At 63.0% G+C, this 19,679-nt stretch carries 18 protein-coding genes, 1 tRNA gene and 1 riboswitch; of the genes, 9 read left to right on the forward strand and 10 right to left on the reverse strand.

Annotated elements, in window-relative coordinates; all coding sequences use genetic code 11:
- Positions 1–234: 234 nt before the first annotated feature.
- The 3 genes from NKH98_RS00880 (at position 235) to NKH98_RS00890 (ending at position 3,533) form a co-directional block, all read left to right on the forward strand.
- Complete coding sequence (locus tag NKH98_RS00880) at positions 235–1,434, forward strand: aspartate aminotransferase family protein (RefSeq protein WP_352895955.1); 1,200 nt, start codon at positions 235–237, stop codon at positions 1,432–1,434.
- 14 nt (positions 1,435–1,448) lie between these two features.
- Positions 1,449–2,360, forward strand: a complete 912-nt coding sequence (gene argF, locus NKH98_RS00885) for an ornithine carbamoyltransferase (protein ID WP_254816329.1) — start codon at positions 1,449–1,451, stop codon at positions 2,358–2,360.
- 162 nt (positions 2,361–2,522) lie between these two features.
- The gene (locus NKH98_RS00890; RefSeq protein WP_352895957.1) at positions 2,523–3,533 is read left to right on the forward strand and encodes an Hsp33 family molecular chaperone; all 1,011 of its coding nucleotides are present in this window, start codon (positions 2,523–2,525) and stop codon (positions 3,531–3,533) included.
- Positions 3,534–3,539: 6 nt separating this feature from the next.
- Here NKH98_RS00890 and apaG read toward each other — a convergent pair whose 3' ends face one another.
- On the reverse strand, positions 3,540–3,932 hold the full coding sequence (gene apaG, locus NKH98_RS00895) for a Co2+/Mg2+ efflux facilitator ApaG/CorD (protein WP_254816331.1): 393 nt from the start codon (positions 3,930–3,932) through the stop codon (positions 3,540–3,542).
- A gap of 221 nt (positions 3,933–4,153) precedes the next feature.
- Between apaG and NKH98_RS00900 the strand changes: the two genes are divergently transcribed.
- Positions 4,154–5,308, forward strand: coding sequence for a ceramide glucosyltransferase (locus NKH98_RS00900; RefSeq protein WP_352800520.1), 1,155 nt, complete (start codon positions 4,154–4,156; stop codon positions 5,306–5,308).
- A 36-nt stretch (positions 5,309–5,344) separates the two neighbouring features.
- Here the strand turns inward: NKH98_RS00900 and NKH98_RS00905 are convergent, their stop codons facing one another.
- The gene (locus NKH98_RS00905) at positions 5,345–6,535 is read right to left on the reverse strand and encodes an O-succinylhomoserine sulfhydrylase (RefSeq protein ID WP_254816333.1); all 1,191 of its coding nucleotides are present in this window, start codon (positions 6,533–6,535) and stop codon (positions 5,345–5,347) included.
- 70 nt (positions 6,536–6,605) lie between these two features.
- Positions 6,606–6,683: riboswitch (SAM riboswitch) on the reverse strand.
- A 135-nt stretch (positions 6,684–6,818) separates the two neighbouring features.
- Between NKH98_RS00905 and NKH98_RS00910 the strand changes: the two genes are divergently transcribed.
- Positions 6,819–7,913, forward strand: a complete 1,095-nt coding sequence (locus NKH98_RS00910) for a 2'-deoxycytidine 5'-triphosphate deaminase (RefSeq protein WP_352895959.1) — start codon at positions 6,819–6,821, stop codon at positions 7,911–7,913.
- A 55-nt stretch (positions 7,914–7,968) separates the two neighbouring features.
- On the opposite strand, the gene araD1 is transcribed toward NKH98_RS00910, so the two are convergent.
- The 4 genes from araD1 to chvE form a co-directional block, all read right to left on the reverse strand.
- Entirely contained in the window at positions 7,969–8,961 is a 993-nt protein-coding gene (gene araD1, locus NKH98_RS00915) for an AraD1 family protein (RefSeq protein WP_352475920.1), read from the reverse strand.
- 191 nt (positions 8,962–9,152) lie between these two features.
- Positions 9,153–10,445, reverse strand: coding sequence for a multiple monosaccharide ABC transporter permease (gene mmsB, locus NKH98_RS00920; RefSeq protein WP_352805373.1), 1,293 nt, complete (start codon positions 10,443–10,445; stop codon positions 9,153–9,155).
- Positions 10,442–11,974, reverse strand: coding sequence for a multiple monosaccharide ABC transporter ATP-binding protein (gene mmsA, locus NKH98_RS00925; RefSeq protein WP_352895961.1), 1,533 nt, complete (start codon positions 11,972–11,974; stop codon positions 10,442–10,444). The genes mmsB and mmsA overlap by 4 nt, the downstream gene beginning before the upstream one ends.
- A gap of 99 nt (positions 11,975–12,073) precedes the next feature.
- Positions 12,074–13,138 (reverse strand): multiple monosaccharide ABC transporter substrate-binding protein, encoded by a 1,065-nt coding sequence (chvE, locus tag NKH98_RS00930; RefSeq protein WP_254816339.1) that lies wholly within the window; start codon positions 13,136–13,138, stop codon positions 12,074–12,076.
- A 316-nt stretch (positions 13,139–13,454) separates the two neighbouring features.
- Between chvE and NKH98_RS00935 the strand changes: the two genes are divergently transcribed.
- Positions 13,455–14,444: a LysR family transcriptional regulator gene (locus tag NKH98_RS00935; protein ID WP_352475919.1), complete on the forward strand. Its 990-nt coding sequence runs from the start codon at positions 13,455–13,457 to the stop codon at positions 14,442–14,444.
- A 286-nt stretch (positions 14,445–14,730) separates the two neighbouring features.
- Here the strand turns inward: NKH98_RS00935 and NKH98_RS00940 are convergent.
- Positions 14,731–14,804, reverse strand: a tRNA-Gly gene (locus tag NKH98_RS00940).
- Positions 14,805–14,897: 93 nt separating this feature from the next.
- Here NKH98_RS00940 and NKH98_RS00945 point away from each other — a divergent pair.
- The gene (locus tag NKH98_RS00945) at positions 14,898–15,200 is read left to right on the forward strand and encodes a DUF6460 domain-containing protein (RefSeq protein ID WP_352895964.1); all 303 of its coding nucleotides are present in this window, start codon (positions 14,898–14,900) and stop codon (positions 15,198–15,200) included.
- Between the two features lie 3 nt (positions 15,201–15,203).
- Here NKH98_RS00945 and NKH98_RS00950 read toward each other — a convergent pair whose 3' ends face one another.
- Positions 15,204–16,106: a histone deacetylase family protein gene (locus NKH98_RS00950; RefSeq protein ID WP_352805366.1), complete on the reverse strand. Its 903-nt coding sequence runs from the start codon at positions 16,104–16,106 to the stop codon at positions 15,204–15,206.
- A 49-nt stretch (positions 16,107–16,155) separates the two neighbouring features.
- Here NKH98_RS00950 and NKH98_RS00955 point away from each other — a divergent pair, with 49 nt between their 5' ends.
- Positions 16,156–17,580, forward strand: coding sequence for an MATE family efflux transporter (locus tag NKH98_RS00955; RefSeq protein WP_352896319.1), 1,425 nt, complete (start codon positions 16,156–16,158; stop codon positions 17,578–17,580).
- 3 nt (positions 17,581–17,583) lie between these two features.
- Here the strand turns inward: NKH98_RS00955 and NKH98_RS00960 are convergent, their stop codons facing one another.
- On the reverse strand, positions 17,584–18,660 hold the full coding sequence (locus NKH98_RS00960; protein WP_352895966.1) for a quinone-dependent dihydroorotate dehydrogenase: 1,077 nt from the start codon (positions 18,658–18,660) through the stop codon (positions 17,584–17,586).
- Positions 18,657–19,007 carry a DUF952 domain-containing protein gene (locus NKH98_RS00965; RefSeq protein WP_352895969.1) on the reverse strand — a complete coding sequence of 117 codons (351 nt, stop codon included), beginning with the start codon at positions 19,005–19,007 and terminating at the stop codon, positions 18,657–18,659. The genes NKH98_RS00960 and NKH98_RS00965 overlap by 4 nt, the downstream gene beginning before the upstream one ends.
- Positions 19,008–19,133: 126 nt before the next feature.
- Here NKH98_RS00965 and NKH98_RS00970 point away from each other — a divergent pair, with 126 nt between their 5' ends.
- Positions 19,134–19,565 (forward strand): hypothetical protein, encoded by a 432-nt coding sequence (locus NKH98_RS00970; RefSeq protein ID WP_352644304.1) that lies wholly within the window; start codon positions 19,134–19,136, stop codon positions 19,563–19,565.
- The last annotated feature ends 114 nt before the right edge of the window (positions 19,566–19,679 follow it).

The following is a 19,679-nucleotide window of genomic DNA, read 5'->3' on the forward strand; positions in this document are numbered from 1 at the left end:
TACTACAATTACCTTATGCGCTGACTCGGTGACAAGAGTCCCAAGGCCAACACGAATCGGTTTTTTCGGTTTTCCCCAACTTGCCCGGTCGCTTATGAGCCGGCGTTATGCTGGAGGGCTTGCCGCACGTCCTTGCGCGACCTTTTCGTTGACTTCACGGCCGAAAAACACGATAAGCCACAAGGGCCGCCGCTTTGGCGGCTTTTTGATTTTCCGGTTCCGGAGACGCATATAATGAGCGGTTCGGCGCTTTTCGAGACCTTTGTTCGCGCACCCCTGGCTTTCGACCACGGTGAAGGCACCTGGCTGGTCACCGATAAGGGCGAGCGATATCTCGATTTCGCCGGCGGGATCGCCGTCAATTCATTGGGCTACAGCCATCCGCATTTGGTCGCGGCCCTCACCGAGCAGGCCGCCAAGCTCTGGCACGTCTCCAATCTGTACGAGATTCCGGGACAGAGCCGGCTCGGCGAGCGGCTGGCCGACGCCAGCTTCGCCGACAAGGTGTTCTTCACCAATTCCGGCGCAGAGGCGCTCGAATGCGCCATCAAGACGGCGCGGCGCTACCACTTCGTCAAAGGCCATCCCGAGCGATACCGCACAATCACCTTCGAAGGCGCCTTCCACGGCCGTACCCTGGCGACCATCGCCGCCGGGGGCCAGTACAAATACCTGGAAGGTTTCGGCCCCAAGGTCGACGGCTTCGACCAGGTCGGCTTCGACGATGTGGATGCGGCCGAAAAGGCGATCACGCCTGAAACCGCGGCGATCCTGATCGAGCCGGTGCAAGGCGAGGGCGGCATCAGGCAAGTGCCGACGCAATCGCTGAAGCGGCTCAGGCAGCTCTGCGATCAGCACGGACTGCTTCTGATTTTCGACGAGGTCCAATGCGGCGTCGGCCGCACCGGAAAGCTGTTCGCGCATGAATGGGCGGGCGTCACCCCCGACCTGATGGCGGTGGCCAAGGGCATCGGCGGCGGCTTCCCGATGGGTGCCTGCCTCGCCACCGACGAGGCGGCGGTCGCCATGACCGCCGGCGTGCACGGCACCACCTTCGGCGGCAATCCGCTGGCGATGGCGGTCGGCAACGCCGTGCTCGACGTGGTGCTGGAAGACGGCTTTCTCGAGGACGTCCGGCGCAAGGCGCTGCTGTTGAAGCAGGGGCTTGCCGGTGTCGCCGACGAATTTCCGGATGTTATCGAAAGCATCAGGGGCACCGGCCTGATGCTTGGGCTTAAATGCGCGATGCCCAACACCAAGGTCACGGTGGCACTGCGTGACCAGCATCTCTTGACGGTTCCGGCCGGCGACAACGTTATCCGCCTGCTGCCGCCTCTCACCGTGACCGACGCCGAGATCCACGAGGCGCTCGAGCGCATTCGTGCCGGCGCCAAGAGCCTGGCGGATGCCATCGTCGCTGCCGCTGCGAAGTAATCCTGGAATTCCTGATGTCCCTTCGCCATTTTACTGATCTTTCTGCCGTTTCCGAAGGCGATCTGCGCTTCATGCTCGACGACGCAGCTGTGCGAAAGGCAAGGCTCAAGGCCGGAGAACGCAGCAAGCCGCTCGAGGGCAAGGTGCTGGCGATGATCTTCGACAAGCCGTCGACGCGCACGCGCGTATCGTTCGACGTCGGCATGCGGCAGTTGGGTGGCGAGACGATCATGCTGACCGGCACCGAGATGCAGCTTGGCCGCTCGGAGACCATTGCCGACACGGCCAAGGTGCTGTCGCGCTATGTCGATGCCATCATGATCCGCACCACCTCGCATGACCGGCTGTTGGAACTGACGGAAAACGCTACGGTCCCCGTCATCAACGGGCTGACCGACGAGACCCATCCCTGCCAGCTGATGGCCGACATCATGACCTTCGAAGAGCACCGCGGTCCGGTGGCCGGCAAGACGATCGCCTGGACCGGCGACGGCAACAACGTGCTGCATTCGCTCCTGGAGGCATCTGCGCGGTTCCATTTCAAGCTGAACGTCGCCGTGCCCGAGGGCAGCGAACCGGCTCAGAAGCATGTCGACTGGTCGAAAGCCAATGGCGGCAAGCTGAAATTCACCCGCTCGCCCGAGGAGGCCGTTCACGAGGCCGACTGCATCGTCACCGACTGCTGGGTGTCGATGGGCCAGGAGCACCGTGCCCGCGGCCACAATGTCTTCCTGCCCTATCAGGTCAATGCGGCACTGATGGCGAAAGCCAAGCCGGACGCGCTGTTCATGCACTGTCTGCCGGCGCATCGCGGTGAGGAGGTTACCGACGAGGTCATCGACGGACCGCATTCTGTGGTGTTCGATGAGGCCGAGAACCGGCTCCATGCCCAGAAGGCGGTCCTGGCCTGGTGCCTGGGCGCTTGATACGGGCCGCGATGATCCGGGCCGGCCTGATCTGCGCCGCCTTGATCCGGGCCGCCTTGATCCGGGAATGGGTGGTGCCTATCTCAGGCGCATCACGCAAATCGAGCGCGTCTCGTCGCATGCGCCCCGGAGGGCGGCATCGCCGCGCCCCGGAGCTTTGTCATGTTGGAAACTCATCAATTGGCTGAACATAAACCCAAGCTCGGCGAATTCGGCTACGCCGGCGACGATCATGTCGTGCCGTTCGAGGTCGGCCCGCTCGACGTGCGCGGCCGCACCGTCCAGCTCGGGCCGATGCTCGACGCCATTCTCAGCCGCCACGACTATCCCGAGCCGGTCGCCCGGCTCCTGGCCGAAGCCTGTGTGCTGACGGTACTGCTCGGAACTTCGCTGAAATTCGAGGGCAAGTTCATTCTGCAGACCCGCACCGATGGGCCGGTCGACATGCTGGTCGCCGATTTCTCCACGCCGCACGCGCTGCGCGCGTATGCCCGCTTCGATGCCGACCGGCTGCAGGCTTTGACTTCGGCCGGCGAGACGTCACCGCAGACGCTGATCGGCAGCGGTGTCCTGGCGCTGACCATCGACCAGGGCGCTCACACGCAGCGCTACCAGGGCATCGTCCAGCTCGACGGCGTCACACTTGAAGATGCCGCACGCACCTATTTCCGCCAGTCGGAGCAGATTCCGACCGACCTCCGCCTTTCGGTTGCCAAGCTTCTGACGCCCGGCGTCGGCGGTGCCCGCGAGCAATGGCGGGCCGGTGGCCTGCTGGCACAATTCCTGCCGCAGTCGGCGGAGCGTATGCGCGTACCCGACCTTCCCGGGGGCGACGGCGATCCGCGTGAGGAAATCCACGACCCGACCGACAATTCCTGGCAGGAGCTGCTGGCGCTGCTTGGCACCATTGAACCGACCGAGCTGATCGATCCGACGATCGGCGCCGAACGGCTGCTTTACCGGCTTTTCCACGAGCATGGCGTCCGCGTGTTCGGCAGCGTGCCGGTCGCCGACCAGTGCTCATGCTCGAGGGAGAAGATCCGCGGCATTCTCGAAGGCTTTTCCGCCGAGGAGATCAGGGACAGCAGCGAGGATGGCAGCATTCACGTCGCCTGCGAATTCTGCTCGAAGCAATATGACTTCGACCCGGCGGAGTTTGCAGCGGCTGGATGACGGCGGTCAATTGACGGTGCGCCGCGTGCCCGGCAAATCGAGCGAGAAGGCGGGGATGGCGACGTCGAACGTCTCGCCCCGCTTGTTGCGCATTGTGTAGTGCCCGACCATGATGCCGGACGGGGTCGAGAGCGGGCATCCGGACGTATACTGATAGCTGTCGCCGGGGTTGAGTCCGGGTTGCTCGCCGACGACCCCGGGGCCGCGCACTTCCTCGACTTTGCCGGTACCGTCGGTAATGTGCCAGTAGCGTGATAGAAGCTGCACGAACTCATCCGACTGATTGTCGATGGTCACCTGGTAGCCCCAGACATAGCGGTTTTGCGGCGGATCGGAGTGATCCTCCAGATAGAACGGCCTGACCTGCACTTCGATGTTGCGGGTGACGGCGCTGTACATAAACTGCTCCAAAGCAATGTAGATGGAACTTTCGATGCTCAGCGCAGTTTGGTCAACGATGCGCAGCATCTTCTTGCCCGATCTCAAGCGCAGGTGCCGAAAAACAATGTCATTTGAGTGACAATGATGGTGTGCAGGCTTGTGCCGGACGACTCAGCGTTCTGTCGAATTGTTGAAAACGGCTGTCATGCGGCCGGCATTTCTGGAGTGACCAGATCTCGATGGAACCGACATTCGCAGCCGCCCTCCTTTCCATAGCCCTCCTTCTTTCAAATCTCGCCAGCATCCTGTTAGCTTCGCAGAAGCTGAAGCGACCAGCCAGTATTGCACCGCCGGCGGCCAACGCGCCGCCGGTATCGATCGTCATCCCGGCGCGCGGCGTCGAGCCGTTTGCCGAAGAGACGCTGGAGCGCGCCTTCTCACTCGACTGGCCGCGCTATGAACTCATCTTCTGTGTCGCCCATGCCGACGACCCGGTGGTCAAGCCGATCACTGCCGCAATGGCGCGCTTTCCAGCTATTCGCGCGCGCCTTCTGGTCGGTGACGACCGCATCAGCGGCAATCCAAAACTCAACAATTGCGTGAAGGGTTGGGAGGCGGCGCGTTATCGCTGGGTCATCCTTGCCGATTCCAATGTGCTTATGCCGAGCGACTACGTCCAGCACCTGATGGCGGCGTGGCGGCATGACACCGGCCTCGTCTGCTCGACGCCAATCGGCTCGCGGCCGGACGGCTTCTGGGGGGAGGTCGAATGCGCCTTTCTCAACACGCTGCAGGCACGCTGGCAGTACGCTGGAGAGGCGCTCGGCCTCGGCTTCGCCCAGGGCAAGAGCATGTTGTGGAATAAGCCGATGCTCGATGCCAATGGCGGCATCCGCGCGCTTGCTGCCGAGATCGCCGAGGACGCCGCCGCGACCAAGCTGGTCAACGGGCTCGGACTGCGGGTCAATCTTGTCGCCTCTCCCTTCGAACAGCCGCTCGGCCGGCGCACGCTTGGCGAGATCTGGTCGCGGCAGGCGCGCTGGGCGCGGCTGCGCCGCGTCACCTTTGCACTGTTCTTTGCTCCCGAAATCCTGATCGGCGCGGCACCGCCGCTGGTGCTGGCGCTGATCGCGGCGGCTGACGCCGGCGTCAGCCTGCCGGCCACCGCCATCGCCGTGCTGGTCGCGGCCTACCTGCCGGAATGCGCCTTGGCCTCGGCCAAGAGATGGCACCTGTCGCCGCGCACGATCCCGGCGATGATGGCACGAGACCTGATGCTTCCCGCCATTTGGGCGCGCGGATGGCTGAGCGGCGCCGTCGACTGGCGCGGCAACGTGATGACTATCCAGACAAAGACCGTCGCGGAGCTGGAAGAGACCCCGTCCGGCGCCTGATCGGCACGTCCCCGCTCGCCTCTGTTCGGCCAGCCCTTATCCGGCAACTCTCAGTGCCTGCTCGATGTCTTCGAGCAGGTCGTCGGCGTCCTCAAGGCCGACTGACAGCCTGAGCGTTCCCGGTCCGATGCCGAGCTCGGCGCGGGCTTCATCAGTCAAGTTCTTGTGTGTGGTCGTCGCCGGATGGGTGATCAGGCTCTTGGCGTCGCCGAGATTGTTGGAAATCAGCACGACGTCGAGTGTGTTCTGGAAGGCAAAGGCCGCCTGCTTGCCGCCCTTCACATCGAAGCAAATCAGCGTCGAGCCGCCCGACATCTGCTTCTTGACCACGGCCGCTTGCGGGTGGTCGGCGCGGCCGGGATAGATGACGCGGGCGATTTGCGGGCGCTCGGCCAGGAAATCCGCGATGCGGCCGGCACTTTCCGTCTGCTGGCGTACGCGTAGCGGCAGCGTCTCCAGGCCTTTCAGCAGCGTCCAGGCATTGAAGGGCGAGAGGCTTGGGCCGGTGTGGCGGAAATAGTCATGCAGGTTCTCGTCGATCCATTTCTTGTCCGACAGAACGATGCCGCCAAGACAGCGCCCCTGGCCGTCAATATGCTTCGTGGCCGAATAGACGACGATGTGGGCGCCGAGTTGCAGCGGTTTCTGCTGCAAGGGCGTAGCGAAGACATTGTCGACGATCAGCCTGGCGCCGATCGAATTGGCAAGTGCCGCGACGGCGGCAATGTCGACTACCTCCAGCGTTGGATTGGTAGGGCTTTCCAGGAAAAACAGTTTGGTGTTTGGCTTGACCGCCTTTTCCCAATTGGCGATGTCGGTGCCGTCGACCAGCGTTGCCTCGATGCCGTATTTCGGCGCCAGCGTCTCGATCACCCAGCGGCAGGAGCCGAACAGCGCGCGCGCCGCCACGATATGGTCGCCCGCCTTGGCGCTACACAGCAGTGCTGCCGTCACCGCCGCCATGCCGGATGCCGTGGCGCGCGCGTCCTCGGCTCCTTCCAGCGCGCACATGCGTTTCTCAAACATGTCGACCGTCGGATTGGCATAGCGCGAATAGATGAAGCCCGGCTCCTCGCCCTTGAAGCGGGCCTCCGCCGCTTGCGCCGTCTCGTAGACATAGCCTTGGGTGAGATACATCGCCTCGGAGGTCTCGCCGAAGCCGGAACGCAGCGTCCCGGCATGCACGAGTGCGGTCTGAGGCTTCCAGTCGCGCTTCTTGGTCATCATTCCATCCAAACACCAAAATTGGTCCAAACAACAAAAAACCGGCCGCGAAAGTCGCAACCGGTCCATATGGCCTTGCGGCCCGACGGTCCTTTAGCGACTTGTTTAACGTGGCTGCAAGCCGACCGGCCAAATCACCACGGGATAACGAGCTTTAGACCCGCGCCACGCTTGCGTCAATTGCCGGCATGATTAAGAGGGTTGTACCAAGCAGGTGCCAAAGGCGTCCACGGTCGGACCTGCGACAGAACAAGACCTCGCCCGGCGTTCGAACGGAGCCAGACCCTTGCGGCAGACAGGCATTCTTCCCGATCAGGATATTTCCGCGCTGTTCCAGACGGGCGCGCTGAAATCGCCGCGCATGCTCGATGCCGATCAGATCCAGCCGGCCAGCCTTGACCTCAGGCTCGGCGACAAGGCCTGGCGAGTGCGTGCTTCCTTCTTGCCCGGCCCGGACCACAGGGTTGTCGACAAGCTCGACCGGCTGAAGCTGCACGAGATCAACCTCGCCGAAGGTGCGGTGCTGGAAACCGGCTGCGTCTACATCGTGCCGCTGCTCGAAAGCCTGGCGCTGCCCGCCCATATTTCCGCCTCCGCCAACCCGAAAAGCTCGACCGGACGGCTCGATATCTTCACCCGCGTAATGACCGACCGTGGCCACGAGTTCGACAAGATCGCCGCTGGCTATGAAGGCCCGCTCTATCTGGAGGTCAGCCCGCGCACTTTCCCGATCATCGTGCGGACCGGCTCGCGGCTGTCGCAGATCAGGTTCCGCACCGGCAATGCGCTCTTGTCGGAAAGCGAGCTGCACGAGTTGCACCGCGCCGAAATGTTGGTCGCCACCGAACCACCCAACATCTCAGGCGGCGGAATCGCGCTGTCGATCGATCTCGACGGCGACAAGGACGGGCTGGTCGGCTATCGCGGCAAGCACCACACCGGCCTGGTCGACGTCGACAAGCGCGCCGCGCAGGATGTCGTCGATTTCTGGGAGCCGCTCTACAAAAGCGGCGCCGGCGAGCTGGTGCTCGATCCGGACGAATTCTACATCTTGGTGTCGCGCGAGGCGGTCCATGTGCCGCCACTCTACGCCGCCGAAATGACGCCTTTCGACCCGCTGGTCGGCGAGTTCCGCGTCCATTATGCCGGTTTCTTCGACCCGGGTTTCGGCCATTCGGCGTCGGGCGGCACCGGCAGCCGGGCGGTGCTCGAGGTGCGTAGCCACGAAGTGCCGTTCATCCTCGACCACGGCCAGATCGTCGGACGGTTGGTCTACGAGCACATGCTGAAACGGCCGCAGGCGCTCTACGGCACAGATCTCGGCTCGAACTATCAGGCGCAGGGCCTGAAACTGTCCAAGCATTTCCGCGCCGCGCGATGAGTTTGGAACTGCCAATCTCCCCCACGAGGGGGGAGATCACGCTGTCATCGACGCCTCAAAGCGCCTTCACCGCCACCTTCACCGGCTGCTCGATTTCAAGCGGGTTGCGCAGCGGCAGGCCGAAATCCTGCGCCTCGATTTCGAATACGTCACCGGCCTCGGTCCTGATGCCGTCCGCGAAGGACAGCGTCGCCGTGCCGAACATGTGTACATGCACATCACCCGGCTGGCGGAAGGCCGAGTATTTGAAGTGGTGATGCTCGAGATTGCCAATGGTGTGCGACATGTTCGCCTCGCCCGACAGGAACGGCTTTTCCCAAAGCAGCTTGCCGTCGCGCAGGATGCGTGAAGCGCCGCGGATATCGGACGGCAGGTCGCCGATCAGGATCTCCGGGCCGAACGAAGCGTTACGCAGCTTGGAATGGGCGAGGAAGAGATAGTTCACACGCTCGGTGACGTGGTCGGAAAACTCGTTCGACAGGGTGAAGCCGACGCGGAATGGGGCGCCGTCGTCGCCGATCACATAGATACCGGCGATTTCCGGCTCCTCGCCGGCATCCTGGGCGAAGGCCGGCGACACAAGCGCCGCACCGGGCGCCACCGCCATAGTGCCGTTGCCCTTGTAGAACCATTCCGGCTGCACGCCGATCTGGCCCTTCGCCGGCTTGCCACCCTCAAGCCCCATGCGGAACATCTTCATGGAATCGGTCAGCTGTTCCTCGCCGTCCGTGCTGAGCTTCTTGTGCATGGAATCGCGGGTCGCGGCGGAGCCGAGATGCGTCAGCCCGGTGCCGGTGAGATGGAGATGCGCCGGATCGGGATGGTTGATCGGCGACAGCAGTCGTCCCTTCTTGTAGGCTGCGTCCAGATCGATGGTTTCGCCGAAGCCCTTGCGCTCGATCAGGGCGACAAGCCCGCTGCCGGTGCGCGCGGCTTCCATCGCCAGCGAATAGACGCTGCGCGCGCCGTTGATGACGCGGGTCTTGCCGCCGTTGCGGGCAACGACGCGGATCGTCTCGGCGTCGTCGAGGATCTGTGAGATCAGCATGGTAACCCTCTCTGAATTGCGGGCTTGGCGTGCCTTTCTTGGCAAACCCTGCCCGGCGCGGCTCGGACCGTTGTCCGCGCCTCGATTGAAATTCTTCGTCCGGATTGCGCTCGCGGATCAGGTCCCTCGAGGGACTTCTTTGCGCCGCCCGGCAGCGCCGCGATGTGACCCGTATGCCTCCTGGTTGCCTCTCAAGCCTTGTTCTTGTTGTAGACGTCGAAGACGACGGCGCCGAGCAGCACCAGGCCTTTGACCACCTGCTGCCAGTCGACATTGACGCCCATGATCGACATGCCGTTGTTCATGACGCCCATGATGAAGCCGCCGACCACCGCGCCGATGACCTGGCCGACGCCGCCCATCGCCGAAGCGCCACCGATGAACACCGCGGCGATGACGTCGAGCTCGCTGCCGAGGCCGGCCGCCGGCACAGCCTGCCCCAGGCGCGCTGCGATAATCAGGCCGCCGAGTGCCGACAGCACGCCCATATTGATGAACACCATCAACGTCAGCCGTTCGGTCTTGATGCCCGATAGCTGGGCTGCCTTGGCATTGCCGCCCATCGCATAGATGCGGCGGCCGATCGTCATGCGTTTGGTAACGAAGACGAACAACGCGATCAGCACACCCATCACCGTGAGAACGATGGGGAGGCCCCTATAGGTGGCGAATTGGTAAACGAGAAACAGCGCCAGCGCGCTGATCACCAGGGTCTTGACGACGAACAGCGAGAAGGGCTCGGCTTCGTAGCCATGCTTCTCGCGGGTGCGCCGTGCCCTGAGCCCGAAATAGGCATAGGCGAGCACGGCGACGAGGCCGATCACGATCGTCGTCAGGTGCAGCGTGAGGCCGCTGCCGACAATGGTTTTGCCGGCGGCGTTCACGGTTGGCGGTATCAGTGTCAATGGGCCGATCAGGTCCGGAATGAAGCCGGAACTGAGCGCCTTGAAGCCGACTGGAAGCGGCCCCACGGAAGACCCGCCACCGAGCAGCGCCTGGCAGATGCCGCGGAAGATCAGCATGCCCGCCAGCGTGACGATAAAGCTCGGTATTCGGTGATAGGCAATCCAGTAGCCTTGTGCCGCGCCGATCGCACCACCGACGATCAGGCAGATGATCGACACCACCAGCGGATTGCTCAATGGGCCAAGCGGCCAGATGACCATCATCATCGCCGCCAGTGCGCCGATGAAGCCGGCGACGGAGCCGACGCTGAGATCGATGTGACCCGAAACGATCACCAGAAGCATGCCCAGCGCCATCACGATGATGAAGCTGTTCTGCTGCACGAGATTGCTGAGGTTCACCGGCTTGAACAGCGTTCCGGACGTGGTGAACTGGAAGAACACCATGATTGCGATCAACGCCAGGACCAACCCGTATTCGCGCAGATTGGTGACCAGCGCCGAGACGGCAATGCGAGGTCCCTGTTGTAGATCCTGGGCAACGCCGGTCTGCGGCCCGGGAGCGCTTTCGGTGCTCATGATGCTTTTCCTTCTCCGCGGACGATGGCGCGCATTATCTTTTCCTGGCTGGCGTCGCTTGCCGCCATTTCGCCGACGATGCGTCCTTCGTTCATGACGTAGATGCGGTCGGTGATGCCGAGCAGTTCGGGCATTTCCGACGAGATGACGATGATTGCCTTACCCTCGGAGGCGAGACGCGCGATGATCGTATAGATTTCATATTTGGCGCCGACGTCGATACCACGTGTCGGCTCGTCGAGGATCAGCACTTCCGGATTGGCGAACAGCCATTTCGACAGCACCACCTTCTGCTGATTGCCGCCAGAAAGGTTGCCGGTCATCTGGTAGACGCTCGAGGCGCGGATGTTGGTCCTGCCGCGATAATCGTTGGCGACCGAAAGCTCGCGCAAATCGTCGATCACGCCGTGGCGCGACACGCCGGGCAGGTTGGCCAGCGTGATGTTGTGCTTGATGTGGTCGATCAGGTTGAGACCGTAGGTCTTGCGGTCCTCGGTAACGTAGGCGATGCCGTGTTCCACCGCCTTGCTCACCGAAGAGACGTCGATCGGCTTGCCGTTTAGGAACACCTCGCCCGTTATGCGGCGGCCGTAGGACCGGCCGAACAGGCTCATGGCAAACTCGGTCCGGCCGGCGCCCATGAGCCCGGCAATGCCGACCACTTCGCCCTTGCGGGCGTTGAGGTTGATGCCCTTGATGACCTGCCGCTCGCCATGGATGGGGTGGTAGACCGACCAGTTTTTCACTTCGAGAACGGTCTCGCCGATGTTCGGCTCGCGCGGCGGATAGCGGTCGTCGAGCGAACGGCCGACCATCGAGGTGATGATGCGGTCCTCCGAGATGTCCTTCTTGGCCAGCGTCTCGATGGTCCGGCCGTCACGGATGATGGTGACTTTGTCGGCGACCCGGTTCACCTCGTTGAGCTTGTGCGAGATCAGGATAGAAGTGATGCCCTGCCGCTTGAATTCGAGCAGCAGATCGAGCAGCGCCTGGCTGTCCTTTTCGGACAGGCTCGCCGTCGGCTCGTCGAGAATGAGCAGCTTCACTTCCTTGCTGAGCGCCTTGGCGATCTCGACCAGCTGCTGCTTGCCGACGCCGATATTAGTGATCAGCGTGTTGGGGTCTTCCTTGAGGCCGACCTTCTTGAGCAGGGCGCTGGTGCGCGCCTCGTTCGCGTTCCAGTCGATGACGCCGTATCTGGCGTGCTCGTTGCCGAGAAAGATGTTTTCGGCGATCGACAGCATCGGCACCAGCGCAAGCTCCTGGTGGATGATGACGATGCCCTTGCGCTCGCTGTCGTGGATACCTTTGAAATGGCACTCGTCGCCGCGATAGATGATCTGGCCGTCATAAGTGCCGGACGGATACACGCCCGACAGCACCTTCATCAGCGTCGACTTGCCGGCGCCGTTCTCGCCGACCACGGCATGGATCTCGCCTTCCTCGACCATGAGCTTGACGTTCGACAGCGCCTTGACGCCGGGAAACGTCTTGGTGATGTCGCGCATCTCCAAAATCGTCGATGCCATTGAGAATACCACTCCTGCGAGGTCCGCAAACAATACCGGGCTGGCTCGCCAACGAAAAGGGGCCCTGCCTGCGCAGGACCCCAGGCTTTGTAACCGCGATTACTTCAGTTCTTCAGCCTTGATGTAGCCGGAGTCGACCACCAGCGCCTGGTAGTTCGACTTGTCGACGTCATGCGGCGTCAACAGGATCGAGGGAACAACCTTGACGTCGTTGTTGTAGGTCGTGGTGTCGAGGCCTTCCGGCTTGCCGCCAGAGAGCACCTTATCGACGAGTTCGACCGTCGCCTTGGCGAGTTCGCGGGTGTCCTTGAACACGGTCGAATACTGTTCGCCGGCGATGATCGCCTTGACCGAGGCGGTCTCGGCGTCCTGTCCGGTGACGATCGGCCATGGCTGATCGGCGGTGCCGTAGCCTACGGCGCGCAGCGAAGCGATGATGCCGCGCGACAGGCCGTCATAGGGCGAGAGCACGCCATCGACGCGGCTGCCGTCCGAGTAGTTGGCGGAGAGCAGATTGTCCATGCGGGCCTGGGCGGTTGCCGCCAGCCAGCGCAGCGTGCCGACCTTGTCCATGCCCATCTGGCCGGACTTCACGACGAGGGTCTTGTCGTCGATCAGCGGCTGAAGAACCGACATGGCGCCGTTATAGAAGAAGAACGCGTTGTTGTCGTCCGGCGAACCGCCGAACAGCTCGATGTTGAACGGTCCCTTCTTCTCGGGATAACCGAGGCCCTTGAGCAGCGATTTGGCTTGGATGACGCCGACGCCGAAATTGTCGAAGGTGGTGTAGTAGTCGACATTTGGCGTCTTCTTGATCAGGCGGTCGTAAGCGACGACGACAACGCCGGCGTCATTGGCCTTCTGCAGCGCATCGCCCATCGTGGTGCCGTCGATCGAAGCGATGATCAGCGCCTTCGGGCCCTTGGTGATTTCGTTTTCCAACTGGCTGAGCTGGTTCGGAATGTCGTCCTGCGCATATTGCAGGTCGACAGTGTAGCCCAAAGCCTCGAGCTGGGACTTGACGGCGTCGCCGTCGTTGATCCAGCGCTGCGAGGTCTTGGTGGGCATCAGCACGCCGATCAGGCCTTCGCCCGCCTGCGCCGGCAGCGTCATGGCCGCGATGCCTAGGGCCGCGACGGCGGCCAGTGTCTTGATAATCTTCACATTAACTCTCCCTGGTTGATGGACGCGTACCCTTGGGTTTCGTGGGCCGCGCAATCGTGCAGGAGCGCCAAAGGCGCCGCTGCCGTCAATCGATCTCCGGTATCCTCCCAATCGCCCCGAAACTCTGGTTTCAATCGATACGAGTTCTCTCTCGTCACTGATCGTCAAGTCTCAGGACGCGCGGAGGGTGTGTCGCTTTGCCATAACTGTCAAATGCGATCTTTGATGGTTGCTATATCGAGACTGATATGGCTTAGGCTAGTGAGGACGCTGCCGGATTTTGCCGGGGCGCCGGGCGTGCGAGTAGGGAAAAATCATGGCGGCGCTGCGAAATCCTGGCGGAATATCAGCCGGTTACGATGAAATCCCGGGCGATGGCGGAACCTTGCTGCGCAGCGGCTTGAGCCTGCGTCACATGCGCATGATCGCAGCCCTCGACGAGCACGGCCGGGTGAGCGCCGCGGCCCAGGTCATGAACATCTCGCAGCCGGCGGCCTCGCGCATGATCGCCGAGATGGAGGCCGTGCTCGATGTCAAGCTCTGCGAAAGGCTGCCGCGCGGCATCACGCTGACGCCCTATGGCAAGGCGTTGGCACGGCGCGCGCGATCGATCCTGCTCGAGATGCGCGAGGTCGACCGTGAGATTTTCGAGCTCAAGGCGGGCAAGGGCGGCTCGGTGTTCCTGGGGGCGGTAACAGCACCGGCGATCGAGCTGGCGGTACCGGCGATCCGCGAGATCCGGCGCCTCTATCCGCGCATCGAAATCACCATGCAGGTCGAGACCTCGAACGTGTTGGCGCGCGAGCTGATCGCCTCGCGCCACGATTTCATCATCGCCCGCATCCCCGACGACCTCAATCCGCGGCTGTTCGAAGCCCGCGTCATCGGCGTCGAGAAGGCCTGCCTGATCGTGCGCCGCGGCCACCCGCTGACCAAGGGCAAGGTGGTGCGGCTGGAAGACACCGCCGCCTATGACTGGGTTTTCCAGTCGGGCGGCTCGCCGCTGCGCCAGGCGATGGAGAGTAACTTTCTGAACCGAAACATCGCGCTGCCGGACCGCATCCTCAATACCAGCTCGCTGCTATTGACTCTGGTCATGGTCGCGCAATCCGACGCCATCGCACCGGTTTCGATCCAGGTCGCGAAGTTCATCCAGAACCCGGAAGGCCTGGCCGGCGCCATCGATGTTGTCCAGACCGAGTTCGACATCGAGGTCAGACCCTACAGCCTGATCACGGTGAAGAACCGCGCGCTGTCGCCGGCAGCCAAGATGCTGCACGATTTCATTTTGCGAGAGGTGGGCTGAGGCTTGGAGCGAATAGCGGGGCGCATTCCGTGGCCCCGAGCGGCGCCGGTGCACGTTGGCAATACCGAGGATGCTCAAAAAAGCCCGCCAGCAGAAGCCAGCGGGCAAAGGGTAGACATTCCGGTTGGGGTCATTCGAGGCCCCGCCGACCCTCAATGTGAAATATTCCAGGAACCGGTACATCGGCCAAACAGATGAAAGGCGGCCAGCCGGGTTGCAAAAAACTGGCTGTAAGTCCGCTGGTTTTCAACTGGCCAAAACAAGTGCAATGCACTGGGGCAAAAGCTGGAGCGGGTAGCGGGAATCGAACCCGCGCGTTCAGCTTGGGAAGCTGACAAGCTACCATTACATCATACCCGCGCTGGTTCCTCCGATATCATGGCCCGGCGCCGATGCGCAATCCGGTTTGAGGGCTCGGCTTGATGCAGGGCTGTCAACTGCGTATTTCTGGGCATGTGCCCGAATCGCGGCACCCGACTGTGGAGACAGGCCTTGTCCGCACTGAACCGCTTTCTCGGCGATACGCCGCTCCGGGTGATCCTGAAGCTGCTTGTGGTGTCGTTCCTCGTCGGCCTGGTCATGAATGCCTTCGGCTGGTCGCCGATGGACGTGCTTTACGGCATCCGCAACTTCTTCATCGACCTGTGGAATTTGGGCTTCCACGCCATCGACCGTTTCCTCGGCTACATCCTGCTCGGTGCTGTGATCGTCGTGCCGGCCTTCATCCTGCTCAGGATCGCCAATTTCAGGAAGTGAATTTCAGGCGTATTCCGCAGCCACCTCGAACAGGATGGCGTGGCGTGCGGCGAGTGCTGCGACATCCGCCGAATAGCCGCCGCCGATGACCCCGCACACCGGGATATCAAGCGTGCGGAAATGGCGGATCACCATATCGTCACGGGCGCGCAGCCCGTTATCCGTGAGCGACAACCTGCCGAGCCGGTCCTCGACATGGATATCGACGCCGGCATTGTAGAAGACGAGATCCCAGCGCCTTCGCGCCGACAGCTCCGGCAGGATGGCGTTCAGCCGCTCCAGATAGGCTGCATCGCCGGCGCCGTCGGGCAGGGCGATGTCCAGATCGGAGGCGATCTTGCGCGCGGGGTAGTTGCGGTCGCCATGCATGGAGAAGGTGAACACGCGCGGCTCGTCGCCCAGGATGTCGGCCGTGCCGTCGCCCTGATGCACGTCGAGGTCGACGACCAGGATGTTTTGGGCAGCAGCTTCGGCGAGCAGCACCAGCGCGGCAACGGCTACGTCATTGAAGGTGCAGAAGCCGGCGCCTTGCGCGCGCCGCGCATGATGGCTCCCGCCGGCGGTGTTGCAGGCGATGCCGTTCAGCAAGGCCAGCCGCGCTGCCAGCACCGTGCCGGCCGTTGCGAGCTGCGCCCTCAGCGAAACCCGCTGTCCAATGGGGAAACCGATCTCGCGCTCGATCCTCACCGGCACTTCGCAGGCAAGCACCTGGTCGACATAGTCTGCCGCGTGGGCAAGCTTCAGCCATGATGGCCGCGCCGCCTCCGGCATGTTGAGCGCTTCGGGCTGCGCCAGGCCGCGCGCCCGCAAGGCATCCATCAGCAGCGGATATTTGCTCATCGGGAAGCGGTGGTTGACGGCGAAGCCGGCGTCGTAGTCGGGATGATGAACGATCTGTAAGGGCATGGAACGGGCGGTGCGCCAGAGGCGGTTTCGGTTGACCATAGCGGGGTGGATGGTTGCGCGAGGTCCGCAAATTGGGGCACATCGGCCAGCCGATCAAGCCGCAACAGGAAGCAACACGCGTTTGGAGCAGGCTTTACCCACCGAAGCCCACGCCACCGAAGCCAGGGCCTTCGTCGTCACCAACCGCTCGGTGCTCGCCATCGCCGTGCCGATGACGCTTGCCTATCTGACGACGCCGTTGCTCGGAATCGTCGACACGGCGGTGGTTGGGCAGTTCGGCGACGCCGCCCTTCTCGGCGGCCTGGCGGCCGGCGCCCTGATCTTCGACGTCGTTTTCACCACCTTCAATTTCCTGCGCTCCGGCACCACCGGCCTCGTCGCCCAGGCCTGCGGGCGCGGCGATGCGCTGGAGGAGCAGGCGGTGTTCTGGCGCGCCGTGCTGATCGCGGTCGTCGCCGGTGTCGTGCTTGCCGCGCTTGCCCCGCTGGTTTCCGCCGCCGGGCAATGGTTCATCGGCGCCGAACCGCGCGTCAGCGCGGCGATGGACGTCTATATCCGCATCAGGATGCTCGCAGCACCGTTCTCGCTGATCAATTACGCCGTCCTTGGCTACGTGCTTGGGCGCGGCGAGGGCGGGCTCGGCCTGATGCTGCAATTGATACTGAACGGCATCAATATCGCTCTCTGCTTCCTGCTTGGGCTGGAGCTCGGCTGGGGCGTTGCCGGCGTTGCCTGGGCAACGGTCACCGGCGAATTCGTCGCCATGCTGCTTGGTCTCGCCATTGTCGGCCGGCGCTTTTGGGCAGCGCCCACGCTGCCGCGCCACCGCGTCCTCGACTTGCCGGCATTCCTGCGCATGATGTCGCTCAATCGCGATATCATGATCCGCTCCTTTTCGCTGCTCGCCGCCTTTGCGCTGTTCACGCGCCAAGGCGCGCAGTTCGGCACGCTGACGCTGGCCGCCAACGCCGTGCTGATGAACCTCTTCCTGGTTGCCGGCTATTTCCTCGACGGTTTCGCCACTGCCGCCGAGCAGCTCGCCGGCCGCGCCATTGGAGCGCGCGCCGCCACCGCCTTTAACCAGGCGGTGCGGCTGACGCTGCTTTGGGGGCTCGGTCTGGCGGGCGCGGCGACGCTCTTCTTCCTGCTGGAGGGCACCGATCTCGTCGCCCTGATCACGACCTCGACGGACGTCCGCGCCATTGCCGACATCTACTTGCCATGGGCGGCGTTCACCGCGCTCAGCGGCGTGCTGGCTTTCGAGATGGACGGTGTCTTCATCGGCGCAACATGGTCGCGCGACATGCGCAACATGATGCTGGTGTCGTTCCTGTCGTTCAGCGCCGCCCTGCTGATTCTGGTGCCGGCCTTCGGCAATCACGGCTTGTGGGCGGCGTTGCATGTCTTCCTGCTGGTACGCGGCTTCAGCCTGCTCGCCATATTGCGGCTGCGGGTGCGCACCGCCTTTAACTAATCGCTAAAGCGGTTTCACCGCCCATTGATCGAGGCGGCTGTCGCGAAGCTCGCGCAGCGACTTCAGCCCTTGACTGTTCATGAAACGAGCCATGCCGGAAAGAATGCGCCCCGGCAGCGCGGGCCCAGCATAGATCATGCCGGTATAGAGCTGCACGAGATCGGCGCCGGCGCGGATCTTTTCCAGGGCCGTCTCGGCGGAATCAACGCCGCCGACGCCGATGATAGTGGTATCCGGGCCAAGCAGTTTTCGCATCCTTGCCAGCACGATGGTCGAGCGCTCGAACAAGGGTTTCCCCGAAAGCCCGCCGGCCTCGCCGGCAAGGCCGGCGCTGCGCAGGCCGGATCGCGCGATCGTGGTGTTGGAGACGATGAGGCCGTCAATCTGCTTCTCGGTGAGCTCGGCGGCGATGTCCTCCAACTCGGCCTCGACCAGGTCCGGCGCGATCTTGAGGAAGACGGGTGGTTTCGCGGATGCTGCCGCACGCGCGGCCATGACACGCGACAGAAGTTCGCCAAGTTGTTCGCGTGCCTGCATGTTGCGCAGGCCCGGCGTGTTCGGCGAGGAGATGTTGATTGCCAGATAACTGGCATATCGCGCAAACCGGACCACGCCGCGTTCATAGTCACTGACGCGGTCGGTGCTGTCCTTGTTGGCGCCGATGTTGACGCCGATGATGCCGGCACGGCCCATGCGGGCGGCAAGGCGCTTTTCCGCGGCGTCGTGGCCCTCATTGTTGAAGCCCAGCCGATTGATCACCGCCCCGTCCGAAGGCAGCCGGAAAATGCGCGGCTTCGGATTGCCGCCCTGCGGCAGCGGCGTGATCGTGCCGACCTCGGCGAAGCCGAAGCCGAGGCCGAGCAGCGCGTCCGGCACTTCGGCATTCTTGTCGTAACCCGCCGCCATGCCGAGCGGGTTCGGGAAATCGAGTCCGCAACGGCTGACCTTTAGCCTGTTGTCCTGCGGCGGACGACCGGCGACCGGCAGCCCGCATCTCAGCGCGGCGATCGACAGTCCATGCGCGGTTTCCGGATCGAGCGTGAACAGCAGTTTCTGGCCGATCCGGCCGAGCGCGCTCATTCGGCCTCCAGCGCCGGGAATTCATGCTGCCCGTCGGCGCCGAGCGGCAATGCCCGCACCGAAACGACCGCATCGAGGCCGAGCGCGTCATAGAGATGCGGGAACAAGGCGCCGCCGCGCGAGACCTCATATTTCAGCGCATCGCCAAGGCGCGCGCCGTCGACGGCGACCAGCAGCAACCCGCCCTGGCCGGCGAAATGTTTGGCCACCGTTTCCCGAACCTGCCTGGCGGCGGAAAAATGAATGAAACCGTCGGCGACGTCGATCGGCGCGCCGGTGAATCGGCCTTCCCTTTCGGCCTCGCGCCAAAGCGCCTCGGGAACTATCTTGTAGATGATCTCGGACATGGTTGCGCTATAGTCCGAACCGACCATGCGGGGAAGGGCAGGCCCGTGTTCTTCCCCATTTCAGGTTCGTCCCCATTTCAGGCGCAAACTGTGATAGATTGCGCTGGATGGCTCATGGAGGAAAACATGCGTCTGAAACACGTCTTGATCCCCGCAGCACTGGTCTCGCTTATAGCGGCGTCGGCCTTTTCCGAGGAAGCCGATCGCTACCGGTTGGAAAAATCGGCCAATGGCTATGTCCGCATGGATACGCAAACCGGCGCCATGTCGCTCTGCGAGGAGCGCTCCGGTCAGCTTGTCTGCAAGACGGCGGCCGACGAACGTGCCGCCTTCCAGGATGAGGTCGACCGGCTGCAAAATTCGGTGAAGGCGCTCGACGAACGCGTCGCCAAGCTCGAAAATTCGCTTGCCGCGCGTCTCGAATCGACTTTGCCCAGCGAGGAGGATTTCAACAAGACGATGGGCTACATGGAGCGCTTCCTGCGTAGCTTCATGGACATCGTCAAGGACATGGACAAGGACGAAGACGGCGCCAAGCCCAATTCGCAAAAGACCTAGGCAATTCGCAAAAAGACCTGGGCGGGAACAGCAAGCCGGCCACGCCGAACAGCAGGCATGGCGTTATGATCGTTCAGATCCTGCAAGGCGGAAAATCGCCAACGGGATTCGGGG

This window comes from Mesorhizobium sp. M0833, assembly GCF_040319905.1.
Classification (GTDB): Bacteria; Pseudomonadota; Alphaproteobacteria; order Rhizobiales; family Rhizobiaceae; genus Mesorhizobium.

What these genes read in the sequence shown, in the direction of transcription:
- NKH98_RS00905 (WP_254816333.1), bottom strand. Translation starts at nt 6,535, where the DNA reads ATGATGACCAAGAAGCGCGACTGGAAGCCTCAGACCGCACTCGTGCAT.
- NKH98_RS00900 (WP_352800520.1), top strand. Translation starts at nt 4,154, where the DNA reads ATGGAACCGACATTCGCAGCCGCCCTCCTTTCCATAGCCCTCCTTCTT.
- NKH98_RS00965 (WP_352895969.1), bottom strand. Translation starts at nt 19,007, where the DNA reads ATGTCCGAGATCATCTACAAGATAGTTCCCGAGGCGCTTTGGCGCGAG.
- NKH98_RS00960 (WP_352895966.1), bottom strand. Translation starts at nt 18,660, where the DNA reads ATGAGCGCGCTCGGCCGGATCGGCCAGAAACTGCTGTTCACGCTCGAT.
- NKH98_RS00935 (WP_352475919.1), top strand. Translation starts at nt 13,455, where the DNA reads ATGGCGGCGCTGCGAAATCCTGGCGGAATATCAGCCGGTTACGATGAA.
- argF (WP_254816329.1), top strand. Translation starts at nt 1,449, where the DNA reads ATGTCCCTTCGCCATTTTACTGATCTTTCTGCCGTTTCCGAAGGCGAT.
- NKH98_RS00955 (WP_352896319.1), top strand. Translation starts at nt 16,156, where the DNA reads ATGGTTGCGCGAGGTCCGCAAATTGGGGCACATCGGCCAGCCGATCAA.
- NKH98_RS00970 (WP_352644304.1), top strand. Translation starts at nt 19,134, where the DNA reads ATGCGTCTGAAACACGTCTTGATCCCCGCAGCACTGGTCTCGCTTATA.
- mmsB (WP_352805373.1), bottom strand. Translation starts at nt 10,445, where the DNA reads ATGAGCACCGAAAGCGCTCCCGGGCCGCAGACCGGCGTTGCCCAGGAT.
- NKH98_RS00880 (WP_352895955.1), top strand. Translation starts at nt 235, where the DNA reads ATGAGCGGTTCGGCGCTTTTCGAGACCTTTGTTCGCGCACCCCTGGCT.
- NKH98_RS00945 (WP_352895964.1), top strand. Translation starts at nt 14,898, where the DNA reads ATGTGCCCGAATCGCGGCACCCGACTGTGGAGACAGGCCTTGTCCGCA.
- NKH98_RS00950 (WP_352805366.1), bottom strand. Translation starts at nt 16,106, where the DNA reads ATGCCCTTACAGATCGTTCATCATCCCGACTACGACGCCGGCTTCGCC.
- araD1 (WP_352475920.1), bottom strand. Translation starts at nt 8,961, where the DNA reads ATGCTGATCTCACAGATCCTCGACGACGCCGAGACGATCCGCGTCGTT.
- NKH98_RS00890 (WP_352895957.1), top strand. Translation starts at nt 2,523, where the DNA reads ATGTTGGAAACTCATCAATTGGCTGAACATAAACCCAAGCTCGGCGAA.
- mmsA (WP_352895961.1), bottom strand. Translation starts at nt 11,974, where the DNA reads ATGGCATCGACGATTTTGGAGATGCGCGACATCACCAAGACGTTTCCC.
- apaG (WP_254816331.1), bottom strand. Translation starts at nt 3,932, where the DNA reads ATGTACAGCGCCGTCACCCGCAACATCGAAGTGCAGGTCAGGCCGTTC.